15 protein-coding genes are annotated in these 15,598 nt (G+C 66.1%); 6 read left to right on the forward strand and 9 right to left on the reverse strand.

What is annotated here, in order from left to right:
• The 5 genes from AC3WPZ_RS11480 to AC3WPZ_RS11500 form a co-directional block, all read left to right on the forward strand.
• On the forward strand, window positions 1-203 hold a 203-nt coding region (locus tag AC3WPZ_RS11480; protein ID WP_492439625.1), incomplete at its 5' end, for a helix-turn-helix domain-containing protein.
• Window positions 181-807, forward strand: a complete 627-nt coding sequence (gene ampD / locus AC3WPZ_RS11485) for a 1,6-anhydro-N-acetylmuramyl-L-alanine amidase AmpD (protein ID WP_492434260.1) — start codon at window positions 181-183, stop codon at window positions 805-807. The genes AC3WPZ_RS11480 and ampD, both read left to right, overlap by 23 nt.
• Before the next feature lie 448 nt (window positions 808-1,255).
• Window positions 1,256-4,177 (forward strand): ribonucleoside-diphosphate reductase subunit alpha, encoded by a 2,922-nt coding sequence (locus AC3WPZ_RS11490; RefSeq protein ID WP_444687320.1) that lies wholly within the window; start codon window positions 1,256-1,258, stop codon window positions 4,175-4,177.
• A gap of 141 nt (window positions 4,178-4,318) precedes the next feature.
• Window positions 4,319-5,500 (forward strand): ribonucleotide-diphosphate reductase subunit beta, encoded by a 1,182-nt coding sequence (locus AC3WPZ_RS11495; RefSeq protein WP_492439627.1) that lies wholly within the window; start codon window positions 4,319-4,321, stop codon window positions 5,498-5,500.
• Between the two features lie 226 nt (window positions 5,501-5,726).
• Entirely contained in the window at window positions 5,727-6,236 is a 510-nt protein-coding gene (locus tag AC3WPZ_RS11500; protein WP_382163865.1) for a histone H1-like DNA-binding protein, read from the forward strand.
• A 70-nt stretch (window positions 6,237-6,306) separates the two neighbouring features.
• On the opposite strand, the gene AC3WPZ_RS11505 is transcribed toward AC3WPZ_RS11500, so the two are convergent.
• The 7 genes from AC3WPZ_RS11505 to AC3WPZ_RS11535 form a co-directional block, all read right to left on the reverse strand.
• On the reverse strand, window positions 6,307-7,191 hold the full coding sequence (locus AC3WPZ_RS11505) for a carbohydrate kinase family protein (protein WP_382154641.1): 885 nt from the start codon (window positions 7,189-7,191) through the stop codon (window positions 6,307-6,309).
• A gap of 15 nt (window positions 7,192-7,206) precedes the next feature.
• Entirely contained in the window at window positions 7,207-8,328 is a 1,122-nt protein-coding gene (locus tag AC3WPZ_RS11510) for a DUF3426 domain-containing protein (RefSeq protein ID WP_492439629.1), read from the reverse strand.
• 31 nt (window positions 8,329-8,359) lie between these two features.
• Window positions 8,360-9,289: a 50S ribosomal protein L11 methyltransferase gene (gene prmA / locus AC3WPZ_RS11515; protein WP_492439631.1), complete on the reverse strand. Its 930-nt coding sequence runs from the start codon at window positions 9,287-9,289 to the stop codon at window positions 8,360-8,362.
• Complete coding sequence (gene accC / locus AC3WPZ_RS11520) at window positions 9,279-10,628, reverse strand: acetyl-CoA carboxylase biotin carboxylase subunit (protein WP_291119323.1); 1,350 nt, start codon at window positions 10,626-10,628, stop codon at window positions 9,279-9,281. Before accC ends, prmA begins: the two co-directional genes overlap by 11 nt.
• A gap of 19 nt (window positions 10,629-10,647) precedes the next feature.
• The gene (gene accB / locus AC3WPZ_RS11525) at window positions 10,648-11,112 is read right to left on the reverse strand and encodes an acetyl-CoA carboxylase biotin carboxyl carrier protein (RefSeq protein ID WP_444687322.1); all 465 of its coding nucleotides are present in this window, start codon (window positions 11,110-11,112) and stop codon (window positions 10,648-10,650) included.
• Between the two features lie 229 nt (window positions 11,113-11,341).
• Window positions 11,342-11,869 (reverse strand): TlpA family protein disulfide reductase, encoded by a 528-nt coding sequence (locus AC3WPZ_RS11530; RefSeq protein WP_382154629.1) that lies wholly within the window; start codon window positions 11,867-11,869, stop codon window positions 11,342-11,344.
• On the reverse strand, window positions 11,866-12,474 hold the full coding sequence (locus AC3WPZ_RS11535; protein ID WP_492439633.1) for a hypothetical protein: 609 nt from the start codon (window positions 12,472-12,474) through the stop codon (window positions 11,866-11,868). The genes AC3WPZ_RS11530 and AC3WPZ_RS11535 overlap by 4 nt, the downstream gene beginning before the upstream one ends.
• 90 nt (window positions 12,475-12,564) lie before the next feature.
• Here AC3WPZ_RS11535 and mpl point away from each other — a divergent pair, with 90 nt between their 5' ends.
• A complete protein-coding gene (gene mpl / locus AC3WPZ_RS11540) occupies window positions 12,565-13,950 on the forward strand; it encodes a UDP-N-acetylmuramate:L-alanyl-gamma-D-glutamyl-meso-diaminopimelate ligase (protein ID WP_492439635.1) in 1,386 nt (461 codons plus the stop codon).
• Between the two features lie 3 nt (window positions 13,951-13,953).
• On the opposite strand, the gene AC3WPZ_RS11545 is transcribed toward mpl, so the two are convergent.
• Both AC3WPZ_RS11545 and AC3WPZ_RS11550 read right to left on the reverse strand, forming a co-directional pair.
• Window positions 13,954-14,274, reverse strand: coding sequence for a hypothetical protein (locus AC3WPZ_RS11545; RefSeq protein WP_291119309.1), 321 nt, complete (start codon window positions 14,272-14,274; stop codon window positions 13,954-13,956).
• An 82-nt stretch (window positions 14,275-14,356) separates the two neighbouring features.
• On the reverse strand, window positions 14,357-15,490 hold the full coding sequence (locus tag AC3WPZ_RS11550; RefSeq protein WP_382154620.1) for a 3-deoxy-7-phosphoheptulonate synthase: 1,134 nt from the start codon (window positions 15,488-15,490) through the stop codon (window positions 14,357-14,359).
• Between the last annotated feature and the right edge of the window lie 108 nt (window positions 15,491-15,598).

Below are 15,598 nucleotides of genomic sequence, written 5' to 3' on the forward strand. Positions count from 1 at the left end.
CGCCCGAAGAGATTCCCGCCGACCTGCAGACCTACCTGGACGAACAGGAGCGCCAAGTGCTGCTCAAGGCGCTGCGCGAATGCGACTTCAACCGCACCGCGGCCGCGGCCCGCCTGGGCCTGAACCTGCGCCAGATGCGCTACCGCATCCAGCGGCTGGGCATCGCCATGCCGTCGGACGATGACGACACCACCACGGCCTGATTCCGCCGAGCGCGATGATCCCTGGCAGGGCGGCTGGCTGCGCACGGCGCGCCACAACCCTTCGCCCAACTTCGGCCCGCGTCCCGACGGTGCACAGATCGACCTGATCGTCATCCACTCCATCAGCCTGCCCCCGGGCGTGTACGGCGGCCCGGAGGTGGAACAGCTCTTCACCAACCAGCTGGACTGGAGCGCCCACCCCTACTTCGAGCAGATCCGGGGCATGGAGGTGTCGTCGCATTTCTTCGTGCGCCGCGACGGCGAAGTGGTGCAGTTTGTCGATGCCGATGCGCGCGCATGGCACGCGGGCGCATCGTGCTGGCGCGGGCGCGACAACTGCAACGACGATTCCATCGGCATCGAACTCGAGGGGCTGGAGGGCGAACGTTTCGAGGCCGCGCAGTACACCGCCCTGGCGCGGCTGTGCACCCGACTGGTGCAACGTTATCCGGTGCGCCATGTGGCGGGCCATGAGCACATCGCGCCGGGACGCAAGCAGGACCCCGGACCGGGTTTCGACTGGTCGCGCCTGCGCGCCGACCTTCACTGGCCCGAAGCGTGTTTCCCACAAGACACACTCGGTCACAGCGTCGCTGGCGACTGAGCCAGGACCACGCCAAAAACGCCCCGTTCTCACCGGCCGTGCAACGGCGCGGCCAGCCAAGACAAATCGCGCCAAAGCCCCCGCCGGCATTGGTGTTGCCCACCGGGATTCAAGCAAACCGCCCAATCGCCAGCGATCATTCGCACAGGGCGCGAGGATGTGAACCAGCATTTTTTGTCTGACGAAAAATGCGCCGCGTCTAACGACCGCTTTTTCTCGTAAACACTACCCGTAGTGGCTTGAACGGGACATGCACACCAGATATAGTGTTGCCTTGTGAGTCCCGAACCCTACCCCGCCCAGTATGGCCGTCGCCTGAACAATGCCCTTCAGACGACCGCGTCCACCCCCTGCGGCCTGCGTTGATACCGGCACCCAAGCCACCAACCTGCCATCGGACACCGCGCCCCCGATGCAGTTCACCCAACAACAAATGAAAGAGGAACCCATGCTGACCGCTTCTCCCATCACCACCCCGTCCCCCGCCTCGCTGAAGCCCACCGCCGGTACCCCGGCCGCGGCTTCGCTGGCCGCGAGCAGCTCGGTTTTCGCCAACTACCAGATCATCCGCCGCAACGGCGCCGTCGTGCCGTTCGAGCCCAGCAAGATCGCCGTCGCCATGATGAAGGCCTTCCTGGCGGTGCACGGCACCCAGGGCGCCGCATCGGCCAGCGTGCGCGAGACGGTGGACGAGCTGACGCAGAACGTGGCCCGCGCCCTGATGCGCTCGCGCCCGGGTGGCGGCACCTTCCACATTGAAGACGTGCAGGACCAGGTCGAACTCGGCCTGATGCGCAGTGGCCACCACGAAGTCGCCCGCGCCTACGTGCTCTACCGCGAACGCCGCACGCAGGAGCGCGCGCACCTGGCCGAAGTGGCGCACCCGGCCGAGCCCGTGCTGCACGTGCTCGACGGCGGCGAGCGCGTGCCGCTGGACCTGCAGCGCCTGCAAGGCCTGATCGCCGCCGCCTGCAGCGGCCTGGGCAAGGACGTCAAGGCCGACCCCATCGTCGCCGAGACCAAGCGCAACCTGTACGACGGCGTGCCCATGGAAGAGGTCTACAAGGCCTCCATCCTGGCCGCGCGCACGCTGATCGAAAAAGATCCCGACTACACCTACGCCACCGCCCGCCTGCTGCTGCACACCATCGTCAAGGAAGTGATGGGCGAGGAAGTGCCCGCCGCCGAAATGGGCGCGCGCTACGCCGAGAACTTCCCGCTCTTCATCAAGAAGGGCGTGGACAACGACCTGCTCGACGAAAAACTGCTGCAGTTCGACCTGGCCCGCCTGGGCGCCGCGCTCAAGCCCGAGCGCGACCTGCAGTTCGACTACCTCGGCCTGCAGACGCTGTACGACCGCTACTTCCTGCACGTGCGCAAGACGCGCATCGAGCTGCCGCAGTCCTTCTTCATGCGCGTGGCCATGGGCCTGTCGCTCAACGAGATCGACCGCGAAGCCCGCGCCATCGAGTTCTACGAGGTGCTGTCCTCGTTCGACTTCATGTCGTCCACGCCCACGCTGTTCAACAGCGGCACGCTGCGCTCGCAGCTCTCCAGCTGCTACCTGACCACCGTGCCCGACGACCTCGACGGCATCTACGAGTCGATCAAGGAAAACGCGCTGCTCTCCAAATTCGCCGGCGGCCTGGGCAACGACTGGACGCGCGTGCGCGCCCTGGGTTCCCACATCAAGGGCACCAACGGCGAATCGCAAGGCGTCGTGCCCTTCCTCAAAGTGGTGAACGACACCGCCGTGGCCGTCAACCAGGGCGGCAAGCGCAAGGGCGCGGTCTGCACCTACCTGGAAACCTGGCACCTGGACATCGAGGAATTCCTCGAACTGCGCAAGAACACCGGCGACGACCGCCGCCGCACGCACGACATGAACACGGCGAACTGGATTCCCGACCTGTTCATGAAGCGCGTGATGGAAAAGGGCGAATGGAGCCTGTTCTCGCCCAACAGCGTGCCCGACCTGCACGACCTGTTCGGCGCCGACTTCGAAAAAGCCTACCTGGCCTATGAAGAGAAGGCCGCGCGCGGCGAAATCAAGCCGTACCGCAAAGTGCCCGCCAGCGACCTGTGGCGCAAGATGCTCTCGATGCTGTTCGAGACCGGCCACCCCTGGATCACCTTCAAGGACGCCTGCAACGTGCGCAGCCCGCAGCAGCACGCCGGCGTGGTCCACAGCTCCAACCTGTGCACCGAGATCACGCTCAACACCAGCGACACCGAAACCGCCGTGTGCAACCTCGGTTCGGTCAACCTGCTCAACCACGTCAAGCGCGGTGACGACGGCGCCAAGGTGCTGGACCACGCCAAGCTGCAGGCGACCATCAAGACCGCCATGCGCATGCTCGACAACGTGATCGACATCAACTACTACGCGGTGAAGAAGGCGCGCGACTCCAACATGCGCCACCGCCCGGTGGGCCTGGGCGTCATGGGCTTCCAGGATGCGCTGTACGAACTGCGCATTCCCTACGCCTCCAACGAAGCGGTGGACTTCGCCGACCGCTCGATGGAAGCCGTCTGCTACTACGCCTACTGGGCCTCGACCGAACTCGCCCGCGAGCGCGGCCGCTACGCCAGCTACCGCGGTTCGCTGTGGGACAAGGGCATCCTGCCGCCCGACACCCTGGACCTGCTGGCGCGCGAGCGCGGCGGCTACGTGGACGTGGACCGCTCCAGCAGCCTGGACTGGGACGCCCTGCGCCAGAAGATCGCGGCCGACGGCATGCGCAACTCCAACTGCGTGGCCATCGCGCCGACCGCGACCATCTCCAACATCATCGGCGTGGACGCCTCCATCGAGCCTTGCTTCGGCAACCTCTCGGTCAAGTCCAACCTGTCCGGCGAGTTCACCGTCATCAACAGCTACCTGGTGAAAGACCTCAAGCGCCTGGGCCTGTGGGACGACGTGATGGTCATGGACCTCAAGCACTTCGATGGCTCGCTGCGCCCGATCGACCGCGTGCCGCAGGACGTGAAGGCGCTGTATGCCACCGCCTTCGAAGTCGAACCGCTGTGGCTGGTGGAAGCCGCCGCCCGCCGCCAGAAGTGGATCGACCAGGCGCAGAGCCTGAACATCTACATGGCCGGCGCCTCGGGCAAGAAGCTCGACGACACCTACAAGCTCGCCTGGCTGCGCGGTCTCAAGACCACCTACTACCTGCGCACGACCTCGGCCACGCAGATCGAAAAATCCACCGGCCGCACCGGTCAGCTCAACGCCGTTTCCGTCGGCAACACCAGCGCCGCCGCGGCCTCCGCTCCGGCTGCGGCACCCGCGGACATCACCGACGTGGAGTCCGCCACCGACATCAAGTTCTGCGCCATCGACGACCCGGGTTGCGAAGCGTGCCAGTGATTTCGGCCGTCATGCGTGCACGTGTTGCGGTGTCCCTCGAATGCAATTCGATGCAACACCGCAACACAAAATGTGCGCATCTCGCCTGATCACTTTGCATTTCATGCACACACTTTCATAATCCGAACATTGGAAACCTCTATGTTGACCTGGGACGATCACACCACGCCCTCTTCGAAGCCAGCGAACAGCCCACTGCCCACCGGCACGTCGGGTCTGCAAGCCTCACTGTCCTCACCGTCCGGTGAGCGCGCGCCTCTCCCCTCCGCTTCGATCAACACCACCGCCGCGCCGGCCGCTCCTGCGCGCCGCGTCAACGCGGCCGACAAGCGCATCATCAACGGCCAGACCGACGTCAACCAGCTGGTGCCGTTCAAATACAAATGGGCCTGGGAAAAGTACCTCGCCACCTGCGCCAACCACTGGATGCCGCAGGAAGTGAACATGAGCCGCGACATCGCGCTCTGGAAAGACCCCAACGGCCTGACCGAAGACGAGCGCCGCATCGTCAAGCGCAACCTCGGCTTCTTCGTCACCGCCGATTCGCTGGCCGCCAACAACATCGTGCTGGGCACCTACCGCCACATCACCGCGCCCGAGTGCCGCCAGTTCCTGCTGCGCCAGGCGTTCGAGGAAGCGATCCACACGCACGCCTACCAGTACATCGTGGAGTCGCTCGGCCTGGACGAGTCCGAGATCTTCAACGCCTACAACGAAGTCCAGTCGATCCGTGACAAGGACCAGTTCCTGATCCCCTTCATCGAGGCGATCATGGACCCGAACTTCCACACCGGCACGCCCGAGACCGACCAGCGCCTGCTCAAGAGCCTGATCGTGTTCGCCTGCCTGATGGAAGGCCTGTTCTTCTACGTCGGCTTCACCCAGATCCTGGCCCTGGGCCGCCAGAACAAGATGACCGGTGCCGCCGAGCAGTACCAGTACATCCTGCGCGACGAGTCCATGCACTGCAACTTCGGCATCGATCTGATCAACGCGATCAAGATGGAGAACCCGATGCTGTGGACCAGCGAGTTCAAGGAAGAGATCAAGGAGCTGTTCCTCAAGGCTGTCGAGCTCGAGTACCGCTACGCCGAGGACACCATGCCGCGCGGCGTGCTCGGCATGAACGCCTCGATGTTCAAGGGCTATCTGCGCTACATTGCCAACCGCCGCGCCACGCAGATCGGCCTGGAGCCCCTGTTCCCGAACGAAGAGAACCCGTTCCCCTGGATGAGCGAGATGATCGACCTCAAGAAGGAACGCAATTTCTTCGAAACGCGCGTGATCGAATACCAAACCGGCGGGGCATTGTCCTGGGATTGATGCCCACGCAGCCGGAGCCGCATTGCCCATACCGACCAACAACATGATTTCCGCTCAATCAAAACCCTGTCACCGTCGCGCAGACGCCGGGCGCAGGGTTTTGTCACAGGATTCAAAACCTTGGGGCCAGCCGTGGATGCATCCACACGGCTCCAGGGCGTTGAATCACTTCACCGGCAACAAGGCTGGCTGAAGTGCTCTTTGCAACTTGATCAAGGAGAAAACAATGGCAACTGCAAAAAAAGCCCCGGCCAAGAAGGCCGCACCGGCTAAGAAGGCTCCGGCCAAGAAACCCGCTGCGAAGAAGGCAGCACCGGCGAAGAAGGCTCCGGCCAAGAAGGTCGCGGCCAAGAAGCCCGCCGTGAAGAAGGTTGCGGCCAAGAAGGCAGCACCGGCGAAGAAGGTTGCTGCGAAGAAGGCAGCACCGGCGAAGAAGGCCGCGGCCAAGAAGGTCGTCGCCAAGAAGGCTCCGGCGAAGAAAGCCGCTGCCAAGAAAGCGCCGGCGAAGAAGGTTGTCGCCAAGAAAGCTGCTCCCAAAAAGGTTGCAGCCAAGAAAGCGCCGGCCAAAAAAGCCGCTGTGAAAAAGGCCCCTGCAAAGAAGGCCCCTGCGAAGAAGGCAGCCCCAGCAAAAAAAGCTGAGCCGGCCAAGAAGCCGGCGGCCCCTGCTGCTCCTGCGGCGCAGACGAAGCTCAACCCTCAGGCTGCGTGGCCGTTCCCCACGTCCAGCAAGCCCTGAGATTCTCGTTGAGATGACCTGCAAGCCCGGCGCGAAAGCGCCGGGCTTTTTTCATGCCCGTTGTCCGGGCTCAGAGCGTGTAGTTCTGACCGCCCCGGCTGGCGATCTTCACCGCGCCCATGCGGTTGCCCAACTCGGCACAGCGCTGCAGCGGCCACCCCTGTTCCAGACCATGCAGCAGGGCCGCGCGGAACGCATCGCCACACCCCGTGGGGTCCACCACCGTGGCCGCCGGGAGGCCCGCCACCCGCACCTTGGCCGCGCCACCATCCCAGACGTCACAGCCTTCCGCGCCCAGCGTCACGATGAGGCCGCGCACCTGCGCGGCGATGGCGTCGAGCGTGAGGCCGGTGCGGTCGCACAGCATCTGGGCTTCGTAGTCGTTGAGCGTGACCCAGCTGGCCAGCCCGATGAACTGCCGCAGCTCTTCGCCATTGAACATGGGCAGGCCCTGGCCGGGATCGAACACGAAGGGCACACCGGCCTCGTGCAGCTGGCGCGCGTGCGTGAGCATCGCATCGCGGCCATCGGGTGAAATGATGGCCACCTTGAGGTCGTCGCGCCGAGGCACCGGGTTGTCGTGCGCCGTCGACATCGCGCCGGGGTGGAAGGCGGTGATCTGGTTGTTGTCGCGGTCGGTCATGATCATGGCCTGCGCGGTGTAGCTCTCGGCGGAGGACGACACGTGGCGCGTGTCCACGCCCAGTTCGCGCAGGCGATCAAGGTACTCGCCGCCGTCGTTGCCGAGCATGGCCAGCGGCACCGCATCGGCACCGAGCTGGCGCAGGCCGTAGGCGATGTTGCCGGCACAGCCACCGTATTCCCGGCGCAGACCCGGCACCAGGAAGGACACATTGAGAATGTGCAGCTGGCTCGGAAGGATCTGCTCGGCGAAGCGGCCCTCGAAGGTCATGATGGTGTCGAAGGCGAGCGAGCCGCAAACCAGAATGGACATGAAAAATCTTCCAGATCAAGGGTAAAAAATCAGGGCGCGGTAACCCGCCATGGGCGTGGCGTCGCCCAGGGCGAGTGACAGTCGAAAACTCACGTTCACCGAGCCGTTCGCCGGCAACAGCGCTGGGGCATCGGGCCATTCCTCGGGCAGGAACACGCGGCGCGAAATCACCTGATCGCTGATGTCGGTCAGGCTCAGCTCCAGCGCGGGCACAGCCAGCGCCATGGAGGCCGTGTTCTTGAGCACGAGGTCAAAGGAATAGAAGTTGCCGAGCCGGCGCACCAGCGAAGTGCTGTCGATGACGATCGCGTCGATGCGGCGCACCGGCGCCACCACGCAGCCCACGGGTTCGCACGCCCGCTGCAGCCAGGGCTGCAGGCCGGGCCGCCAGGCGGCCAATCGATCGCGCTCCTGCAGGACCCATTGCCCGGCGAGCACGACCACCAACACCACGGCCAGCAGCGAGAGCACGGCGCGCATGCCACGGGATTGCCAGAAGGCCTGCCGCTGCGCCTGCCTCACGAAGCCGGGCACCAGCTCGGGCGAATCCGGCCTATCAGCGTCCAGGTTACCCACGTCCTGCGGTCCGGGGGCATCGGGCATGGCATCGACGGGGGGCACGACCGCCTCTTCGTCCGACTCCACCTGTTCCGTGGGATCGGCGGCAGCGCCATCGGCTTTCAAACGACCCAGTCCGGCGGCGAAGCGCTCCAGTTCGGCGTGGAAATCGGACTCCTGCTCATCGGGCCGGGCCTGAGCGGACGGGGCATCGATGATCGGTGGCGGCAAGGTCTCGACGGCACGCTCGTCCGCGACGGCCTCGGTGCCCCACATCGCATCGGCAGATTCCTCGACCGTTTCCACGGACCGCTGAGACTCGGCCTCCAGCTCTGCCTCCAGGTCGGCGTCGAACGCCGCGTGCGCGGATGCCGGCGCCGGTTCGGGTGCAGGCGCCGCCGCCACGAAATCGTCGGGCGTGCTTTCTTCGCCCGGAGGGATCCACGGCTGCAGGTACAGCGTGGCGTCGAACACATCGGCGCAATGGCCACAGCGCACCCAGCCCTCGGAGATCTTCAGTTGGTCGGCGACGACCCTGAACATCGTTCCGCACGAGGGGCAACGGGTGGTGAAACTCATGCGCCGATTATCGCGGGCGCGACAGGCAGCCTCAGGCCTTGACGGCGGTCATGAGGATCCAGCCATCCTCTTCGTCGCTGACCTGCAACGCCACCCACGGCGCATAGGCTTCGATCAGCTCATCGGCCTGGCGCGCCAGAATGCCCGCGAGCACCAGCCGGCCACCCGGGCGCACGTGCGAACACAGCAACGGTGCGAGCACCTTCAAGGGCGTGGCCAGGATGTTGGCCAGCACCAGATCGTGTTCGCCCCGCGCCAGATCGGGCAAGCCGGCCGACAGCACCGCGTGGTTGGCCTCGGCATTGAGTCGGGTGGACTCCACCGCCGCGGGGTCGATGTCCACCGCGATGATCTCGCGCGCACCGAACTTGGCCGCACCGATGGCCAGGATGCCCGAGCCACAACCGTAGTCCAGCACACGCGGCCCCACGGGGCCGTGTTGCGCGGTCCAGCGCAGGCACATGCGGGTCGTCGGGTGGGTGCCCGTGCCAAAGGCCAGACCGGGGTCGAGCCGGATGACCTGTTGCGCGGCGGCGGGCGGCTCGTGCCAGGTCGGCACGATCCAGAAGCTGGGCGTGATCTCGACCGGCTCGAATTGCGACTGCGTCAGCCGCACCCAATCCTGATCGGGCACTTGGCGCACGCCCTGCACCACACAGCCCGCAAAGAAGTCCTGCACCGCCAGCAACTGCGCGGCGTCGCGGGCCGCGGCGTCGGTGGGGAACAGCGCCACCACGCGCGAGCGCTGCCAGCCCTCCTTGGGCGGCGGCATGCCAGGCTCGCCAAACAGCGCCGATTCGGCGTCGGTCATCGCGTCGGCGTCTTCCACCGACACGCTGAGCGCGTCCAGCGCGACCAGGGCATCGCCCACGTCGTCCACCGCCGCCTCGGGCACCAGCAGCACCAGCTCAAAAAGAGACCCAGCCGGCGGCTGGGTCAGTTGGAAGGCTTCAGCGCTCACGTTGGGACAGCCACTCTTCCAGGTAGTGGATGTTGGTGCCGCCGGTCACGAAGTTCGCGTCCACCATCAGCTCGCGGTGCAGCGGGATGTTGGTGTTGATGCCTTCGATCACGGTCTCGGCCAGCGCCGTGCGCATGCGCGCCAGGGCCTGCTCCCGCGTGTCGCCGTGCACGATGATCTTGCCGATCATCGAGTCGTAGTTCGGCGGCACGAAGTAGTTGGTGTAGACGTGGGAGTCCACGCGAACACCCGGGCCACCCGGAGCGTGCCAGGTCGTGATGCGACCGGGCGACGGGGTGAACTTGTAGGCGTCTTCGGCGTTGATGCGGCACTCGATGGCATGCCCGCGCAACTCGATCTGGCGCTGCGTGAACGGCAGCTTCTCGCCCGCGGCCACCGCGATCTGGGTGCGCACGATGTCCACGCCCGAAATCCACTCGGTCACCGGGTGCTCCACCTGCACGCGGGTGTTCATTTCGATGAAGTAGAACTCACCGTTCTCGAACAGGAACTCGAAGGTGCCGGCGCCCCGGTAACCGATCTTCTTGCAGGCCGCGGCGCAACGCTCGCCGATCTTCTCGATCAGGCGGCGCGGGATGCCGGGTGCAGGCGCTTCCTCGATCACCTTCTGGTGGCGGCGCTGCATGGAACAGTCGCGTTCGCCCAGGTACACCGCGTTGCGGTGCTGGTCGGCCAGGATCTGGATCTCGATGTGGCGCGGGTTCTGGAGAAATTTCTCCATGTAGACCTCGGGATTGCCGAAGGCCGCACCGGCTTCCGCCTTGGTGGTCTGCACCGCGTGCAGCAGGGCCGCTTCGGTGTGCACCACGCGCATGCCGCGCCCACCGCCGCCACCGGCGGCCTTGATGATCACCGGGTAGCCCACCGCCTTGGCGGTGCGCTTGATCACGACGGGGTCGTCGGGCAGCGCGCCTTCGGAACCCGGCACGCAGGGCACGCCCGCGCGGATCATGGCCTGCTTGGCCGACACCTTGTCGCCCATCGTGCGGATGGACTCCGGCGTGGGGCCGATGAAGGTGAAGCCGCTCTTCTCGACGCGCTCGGCGAAATCGGCGTTTTCCGACAGGAAACCGTAGCCGGGGTGGATGGCTTCGGCGTCGGTCACTTCAGCGGCCGAGATGATGGCCGGCATGTTGAGGTAACTCTGGGCGCTCGGCGCCGGGCCGATGCAGACCGCCTCGTCGGCCAGACGCACGTACTTGGCGTCGCGGTCGGCCTCGGAATACACCATCACCGCCTTGATGCCCATTTCCCGGCAGGCGCGCTGAATGCGCAGCGCGATCTCCCCCCGGTTGGCAATCAGGATTTTTTTGAACATGGGCTCGGGGCCTTCTTCTTTATTCGATCACGTACATGGGCTGTCCGTACTCCACCGCCTGGCCGTTCTCCACCAGGATCTGGGTCACGGTGCCGGACTTGTCGGCCTCGATCTCGTTGAGGATCTTCATCGCTTCCACGATGCAGATCGTCTCGCCTTCCTTGATGGTGTCACCGATCTCGACGAAGGGCTTCGCACCCGGGCTCGACGCACGGTAGAAGGTGCCCACCATGGGCGACTTCACGGTGTGCCCGGCCGGCGCGGCAGGGGCGGCGGCCACCGGAGCGGCGGGCGTCACGTCGACGGCCGGCACCAGGGGTGGAGACACCGGTGCGGGGGCCATGCTGTAGGTCACAGGCGCGGCGGCCACGACAGGCGCGCTCTTGACGATGCGCACCTTGCCTTCGGCCTCGGTGATTTCCAGCTCGGACACGTTCGACTCGGACACGAGGTCGATCAGTGTCTTCAGTTTTCTCAAATCCATGATTTCTCCAACGAAGTTCGGTCAAGTTGATCTAAAAGCACTCAATTTCAACGAAATGAGAGCTGACCAACCCGCCGGGGTGCCGCAGTGTACACGAATGGACCGGCTTCCCAACCTCGCCCGCTGGAGGGTTTTCGACCCGGGGCGAGGGATGACTCAAAGAGTCATTTTTGTGAAAACGACGAATTTACCTCTTTTTCTCGTCGAGTTCGAGTGGGTTGACGAAAGGTCAACCCAACTCGGCCCACTGCGCCAGATCGGTCTCCGACACCTTGCCGAGCTTTCGGTGCAGCAGCGCCCCGTCGGCCCCGAACACCACGCTGAAGGGCAAGGCCCCGGTGGCGTTGCCCAGGCTGCGGCTGAGTTCCGTGCCCGCGAAGCCTGCCATGCCCACCGGGAAATTCAGCGGCAGCTTCTGCATGAAGCTGCGCACCGCGCTGGGCTGATCGACCGCCAGGCCCAGCACCTGCCAGCCCTTGGCGGCCTGCGCGGTGTGGAACTGGTTCAGCATGGGCAGCTCCTCCACGCACGGCGGGCACCAGGTGGCCCAGAAATTCACCAGCAAGGGTTTGCCACGGAAATCGCTCATGCGCACGGCTTCACCGTTCGGCCCGTCGAACGACCCGGCCCAGAACGCGGCCTCGGCCTCGCTCATCACCGGTTGGAGCTGAAGGCGCCGCGTGGCCAGCAAGGCGCCGGCACCGCCAGCGACCACCGCCACGCCGGCCATCCAGAGGGTTCTTCGTTGCAGGCTCATGCCGCCACCTCCCCGGCCAGCAGGCGGCGCAAGGCCGCCGCGTCACCGCGCGGCTTGCGCCCCTGGGCGTCGGGCTTGAGGGCGCCGCGCTGGTCGTCCAGGTCGTGCACCATCAGATGCACCAGCACCCACTGGCCCAGCGCCTCGCTTCGCACGCGCAGCGTCAACGCCTCCACGGATTCGCCGCGCCAGCCGTTGACCGTGCCCGGGTGGTATTCGACGCGGTGATCGAGCAGCGTCCACTCAGGCGCCTTGGGGTCTTCGCAGAACAGCTGAAGATAGATATCGCTGTGCCGGGTGGCCGTGCCGTGCCAGACGGCGCCGCCCAGGTGGGGGCGAAAGGCCTGCAGGCGGTCCATCCAGAGCAAGGCGAGTTCGCGCAACGCGCGCAACTCGACGGCCTGGGTTTCCGGGCAGAACACGGCGATGTCCTCGCGCACCGCGGCATCCAGCATCGCGTTGTCGGGCAGGGGCGTGCGCGCCGGCAAGCCCAGCTGCTTGACCGCGCGGCGCTTGGCCGCGGCATATTCCAGGCCCTCCTCGACCACCAGTCGGGCGGCCACGGCGGCGATCTCGTGGGAAGTGTCGTCTCGGCTGGCATCCATGGAGGGGGATTGTGCCCGCTGGCGGCGGCGCCCACGGCGCGCACGGTCCATACCCGCAAACCCGGTGGGTGCGCCCCCTAGAATCCCGGGATGCACATTCATATTCTGGGCATCTGCGGCACCTTCATGGGCGGTCTCGCTGCCCTGGCCCGCGAAGCCGGCCACCGCGTGACCGGCTGCGACGCCGGCGTCTATCCCCCCATGAGCGACCAGCTGCGCGCGCTGGGCATCGACCTCATCGAAGGCTTCGGCGCCGACCAGCTGGCCCTCCAGCCCGACGTGTTCGTGGTCGGCAACGTGGTCAGCCGTGCCCGCACGGCGGATGGCACACCCAAGTTCCCGCTGATGGAAGCCATCATGGACAGCGGCGCGGCCTACACCAGCGGGCCCCAGTGGCTGGCCGAACACGTGCTGCAGGGCCGCCATGTGCTGGCCGTCGCAGGCACGCACGGCAAGACCACCACCACCGGCATGCTGACCTGGATCCTGGAGGCCAACGGCCTGCAGCCCGGCTTCCTGATTGGTGGCGTGCCGATGAACTTCGGTGTGTCGGCCCGCCTGGGCCAGGGCAAGACCTTCACCATCGAAGCCGACGAGTACGACACCGCCTTCTTCGACAAGCGCAGCAAGTTCGTGCACTACCGGCCCCGCACCGCGATCCTGAACAACCTCGAGTTCGACCACGCCGACATTTTTGACGACCTCGCGGCGATCGAACGCCAGTTCCACCACCTGATCCGCACCGTGCCGGGCAACGGCCGTGTGGTCGTCAACGGCCTGGAAGAAAGCCTGGAGCGCGTGCTGCACAAGGGCCTCTGGAGCGAATTGCGCAGCTTCGGTGCGGCGGTGAGTGATTTCACCGCCCAGGGCGAACCCCACGCCTTCGACGTGTTGCACCGCGGCCAACCAGTCGGCCGTGTGGAGTGGGCACTCACCGGCGTGCACAACCAGCTCAATGGCCTGGCGGCCATCGCCGCGGCCGAGCACGTGGGCGTGGCCCCGGCGGACGCCGCGCGCGCCTTGAGCAGCTTCGAGAACGTGCGCCGGCGCATGGAAGTGCGGGGCATGGTGCCTCGCGCGGGCGGCGCGATCACGGTCTACGACGACTTCGCGCACCACCCCACCGCCATCCGCACCACGCTCGATGGCCTGCAACGCAAGCTGGGCCAGCCGCGCGGTCGCATCCTGGCGGTGTTCGAGCCGCGCAGCAACACCATGAAGCTGGGCACGATGAAGTCCCAACTGCCTTGGAGCCTGGAGGCGGCGGACCTGGCGTTCTGCCACTCGGGCGGGCTGGACTGGGACGCGGCCGAGGCCCTGGCACCCATGGGTGCGCGGGCGCAGATCGGCCGCAACATCGACGAACTGGTGGCCCAGGTGACGGCGGCCGCCCAGCCCGGCGACCACATCGTCTGCATGAGCAACGGCGGCTTCGGCGGTGTGCACGACCGCCTGCTCAAGGCCCTGGCCGCCTGACCCTCAGTACGTCAGCACGTGCTTCGGCACGTCGATCGACACCACCGGTTTGGCCAGCGCCGCGCTCGCGGCGCGGGCAAAGGCCACCGCCCAGGGACGGTGCGCCGCATCCCGGAAATGGCCCTCCCCAGCGGCTTCGGCCACGCACAGGATCTTGTCGGCCGTCAGCACCTTGCCGGTCGGCCGGATCGGGTCACAGCCCAGGGTGGTGAACTGTTCGTCGAGCCAGGCGCGCGCATGGTCGTGCGGCATCGGCTGCACCTCCTCGAGATCGAACGGGTAAGAGGCGGTGCCGCCCCAGCTCACGGTGACTTGGCTGCGCATGTCGGGTTCTCCTGATCGGTGGTTCGCCCCATTGTGGACCGCGCGCCGTGCGCGATCCACCCCGTGAAAGCCCGTGGCGGCATCAGCCCCGCGCGTGGCGGGCGGTCTGCACCGCCGCCGACAGGACCTCGAGCGCCTGCAGCGAATCGCCCCAGCCCAGGCAGGCGTCGGTGATGCTCTGCCCGTACTTGAGCGCACCCACCTCGTCCTTGCCCGGGGTGAACTTCTGCGCGCCGGCTTCGATGTGGCTCTCGATCATCACGCCGAAGATGCTGCGCGAGCCGCCGACGATCTGGCCCGCGATGTCGCGCGCCACCTCGAGTTGCTTCTCGTGCTGCTTGCTGCTGTTGGCGTGGCTGCAGTCGACCATCAGGCGCGGCGGCAGCTTCGCGGCCTCGAGTTCCTTCACCGAAGCGGCCACGCTGGCGGCGTCGTAGTTGGGCGCCTTGCCACCGCGCAGAATCACGTGGCAGTCCTTGTTGCCATTGGTCTGCACGATCGCCACCTGGCCGTTCTTGTGCACCGAGAGGAAATGGTGGCCGCGCGAGGCGGCCTGGATCGCGTCGGTGGCGATCTTGATGTTGCCGTCGGTGCCGTTCTTGAAGCCGATCGGGGCCGAGAGGCCCGAGGCCAGCTCGCGGTGCACCTGGCTTTCGGTGGTGCGCGCGCCGATGGCGCCCCAGGCGATCAGGTCGCCGATGTACTGCGGCGAGATCACGTCGAGGAACTCGCTGCCCGCAGGCAGGCCCAGGCGGTTGATCTCGATCAGCAGCTGGCGCGCGATGCGCAGACCCTCGTCGATGCGGTAGCTCTCGTCCAGGTAGGGGTCGTTGATCAGGCCCTTCCAGCCCACGGTGGTGCGCGGCTTCTCGAAGTAGACCCGCATCACGATCTCCAGCGTGTCGGCGTACTTCTCGCGCAGCGGCTTGAGACGGCGCGCGTAGTCGACCGCGGCGGCCGGATCGTGGATGGAGCACGGGCCGATCACAACCAGCAGACGGTCGTCCTGTCCATGCAGGATGCGGTGGATGCGCTGGCGGGTCTGGCTGATGAGCGCTTCCACCGGCGTGCCGCCGATGGGGAAGAAGCGGATCAGGTGTTCAGGAGGGGGCAACACGGTGATGTCCTTGATGCGTTCGTCGTCGGTCTGGCTGGTTTTGTCGACAGGACGGGCATGCCAGGCGTCGCTGCTGGCGGGGGCGTTCTTGGCGGTCATCACGGGGCTCCTGAGTGGGGTTGAATCAAAAAACGGTTCGAAAGGGCGAAAAAAAACCGCCGGGCTTGGAGCTCCGGCGGTTGTATCGAGATTCGGTGATGCGCTTAC

The sequence above is a fragment of the Hydrogenophaga sp. FW305-3-2-15-A-LB1 genome (genome assembly GCF_058787875.1).

What these genes read in the sequence shown, in the direction of transcription:
- AC3WPZ_RS11550 (WP_382154620.1), bottom strand. Translation starts at nt 15,490, where the DNA reads ATGACCGCCAAGAACGCCCCCGCCAGCAGCGACGCCTGGCATGCCCGT.
- mpl (WP_492439635.1), top strand. Translation starts at nt 12,565, where the DNA reads ATGCACATTCATATTCTGGGCATCTGCGGCACCTTCATGGGCGGTCTC.
- AC3WPZ_RS11545 (WP_291119309.1), bottom strand. Translation starts at nt 14,274, where the DNA reads ATGCGCAGCCAAGTCACCGTGAGCTGGGGCGGCACCGCCTCTTACCCG.
- AC3WPZ_RS11530 (WP_382154629.1), bottom strand. Translation starts at nt 11,869, where the DNA reads ATGAGCCTGCAACGAAGAACCCTCTGGATGGCCGGCGTGGCGGTGGTC.
- AC3WPZ_RS11505 (WP_382154641.1), bottom strand. Translation starts at nt 7,191, where the DNA reads ATGTCCATTCTGGTTTGCGGCTCGCTCGCCTTCGACACCATCATGACC.
- accC (WP_291119323.1), bottom strand. Translation starts at nt 10,628, where the DNA reads ATGTTCAAAAAAATCCTGATTGCCAACCGGGGGGAGATCGCGCTGCGC.
- accB (WP_444687322.1), bottom strand. Translation starts at nt 11,112, where the DNA reads ATGGATTTGAGAAAACTGAAGACACTGATCGACCTCGTGTCCGAGTCG.
- AC3WPZ_RS11500 (WP_382163865.1), top strand. Translation starts at nt 5,727, where the DNA reads ATGGCAACTGCAAAAAAAGCCCCGGCCAAGAAGGCCGCACCGGCTAAG.
- AC3WPZ_RS11490 (WP_444687320.1), top strand. Translation starts at nt 1,256, where the DNA reads ATGCTGACCGCTTCTCCCATCACCACCCCGTCCCCCGCCTCGCTGAAG.
- AC3WPZ_RS11510 (WP_492439629.1), bottom strand. Translation starts at nt 8,328, where the DNA reads ATGAGTTTCACCACCCGTTGCCCCTCGTGCGGAACGATGTTCAGGGTC.
- AC3WPZ_RS11535 (WP_492439633.1), bottom strand. Translation starts at nt 12,474, where the DNA reads ATGGATGCCAGCCGAGACGACACTTCCCACGAGATCGCCGCCGTGGCC.
- AC3WPZ_RS11495 (WP_492439627.1), top strand. Translation starts at nt 4,319, where the DNA reads ATGTTGACCTGGGACGATCACACCACGCCCTCTTCGAAGCCAGCGAAC.
- ampD (WP_492434260.1), top strand. Translation starts at nt 181, where the DNA reads ATGACGACACCACCACGGCCTGATTCCGCCGAGCGCGATGATCCCTGG.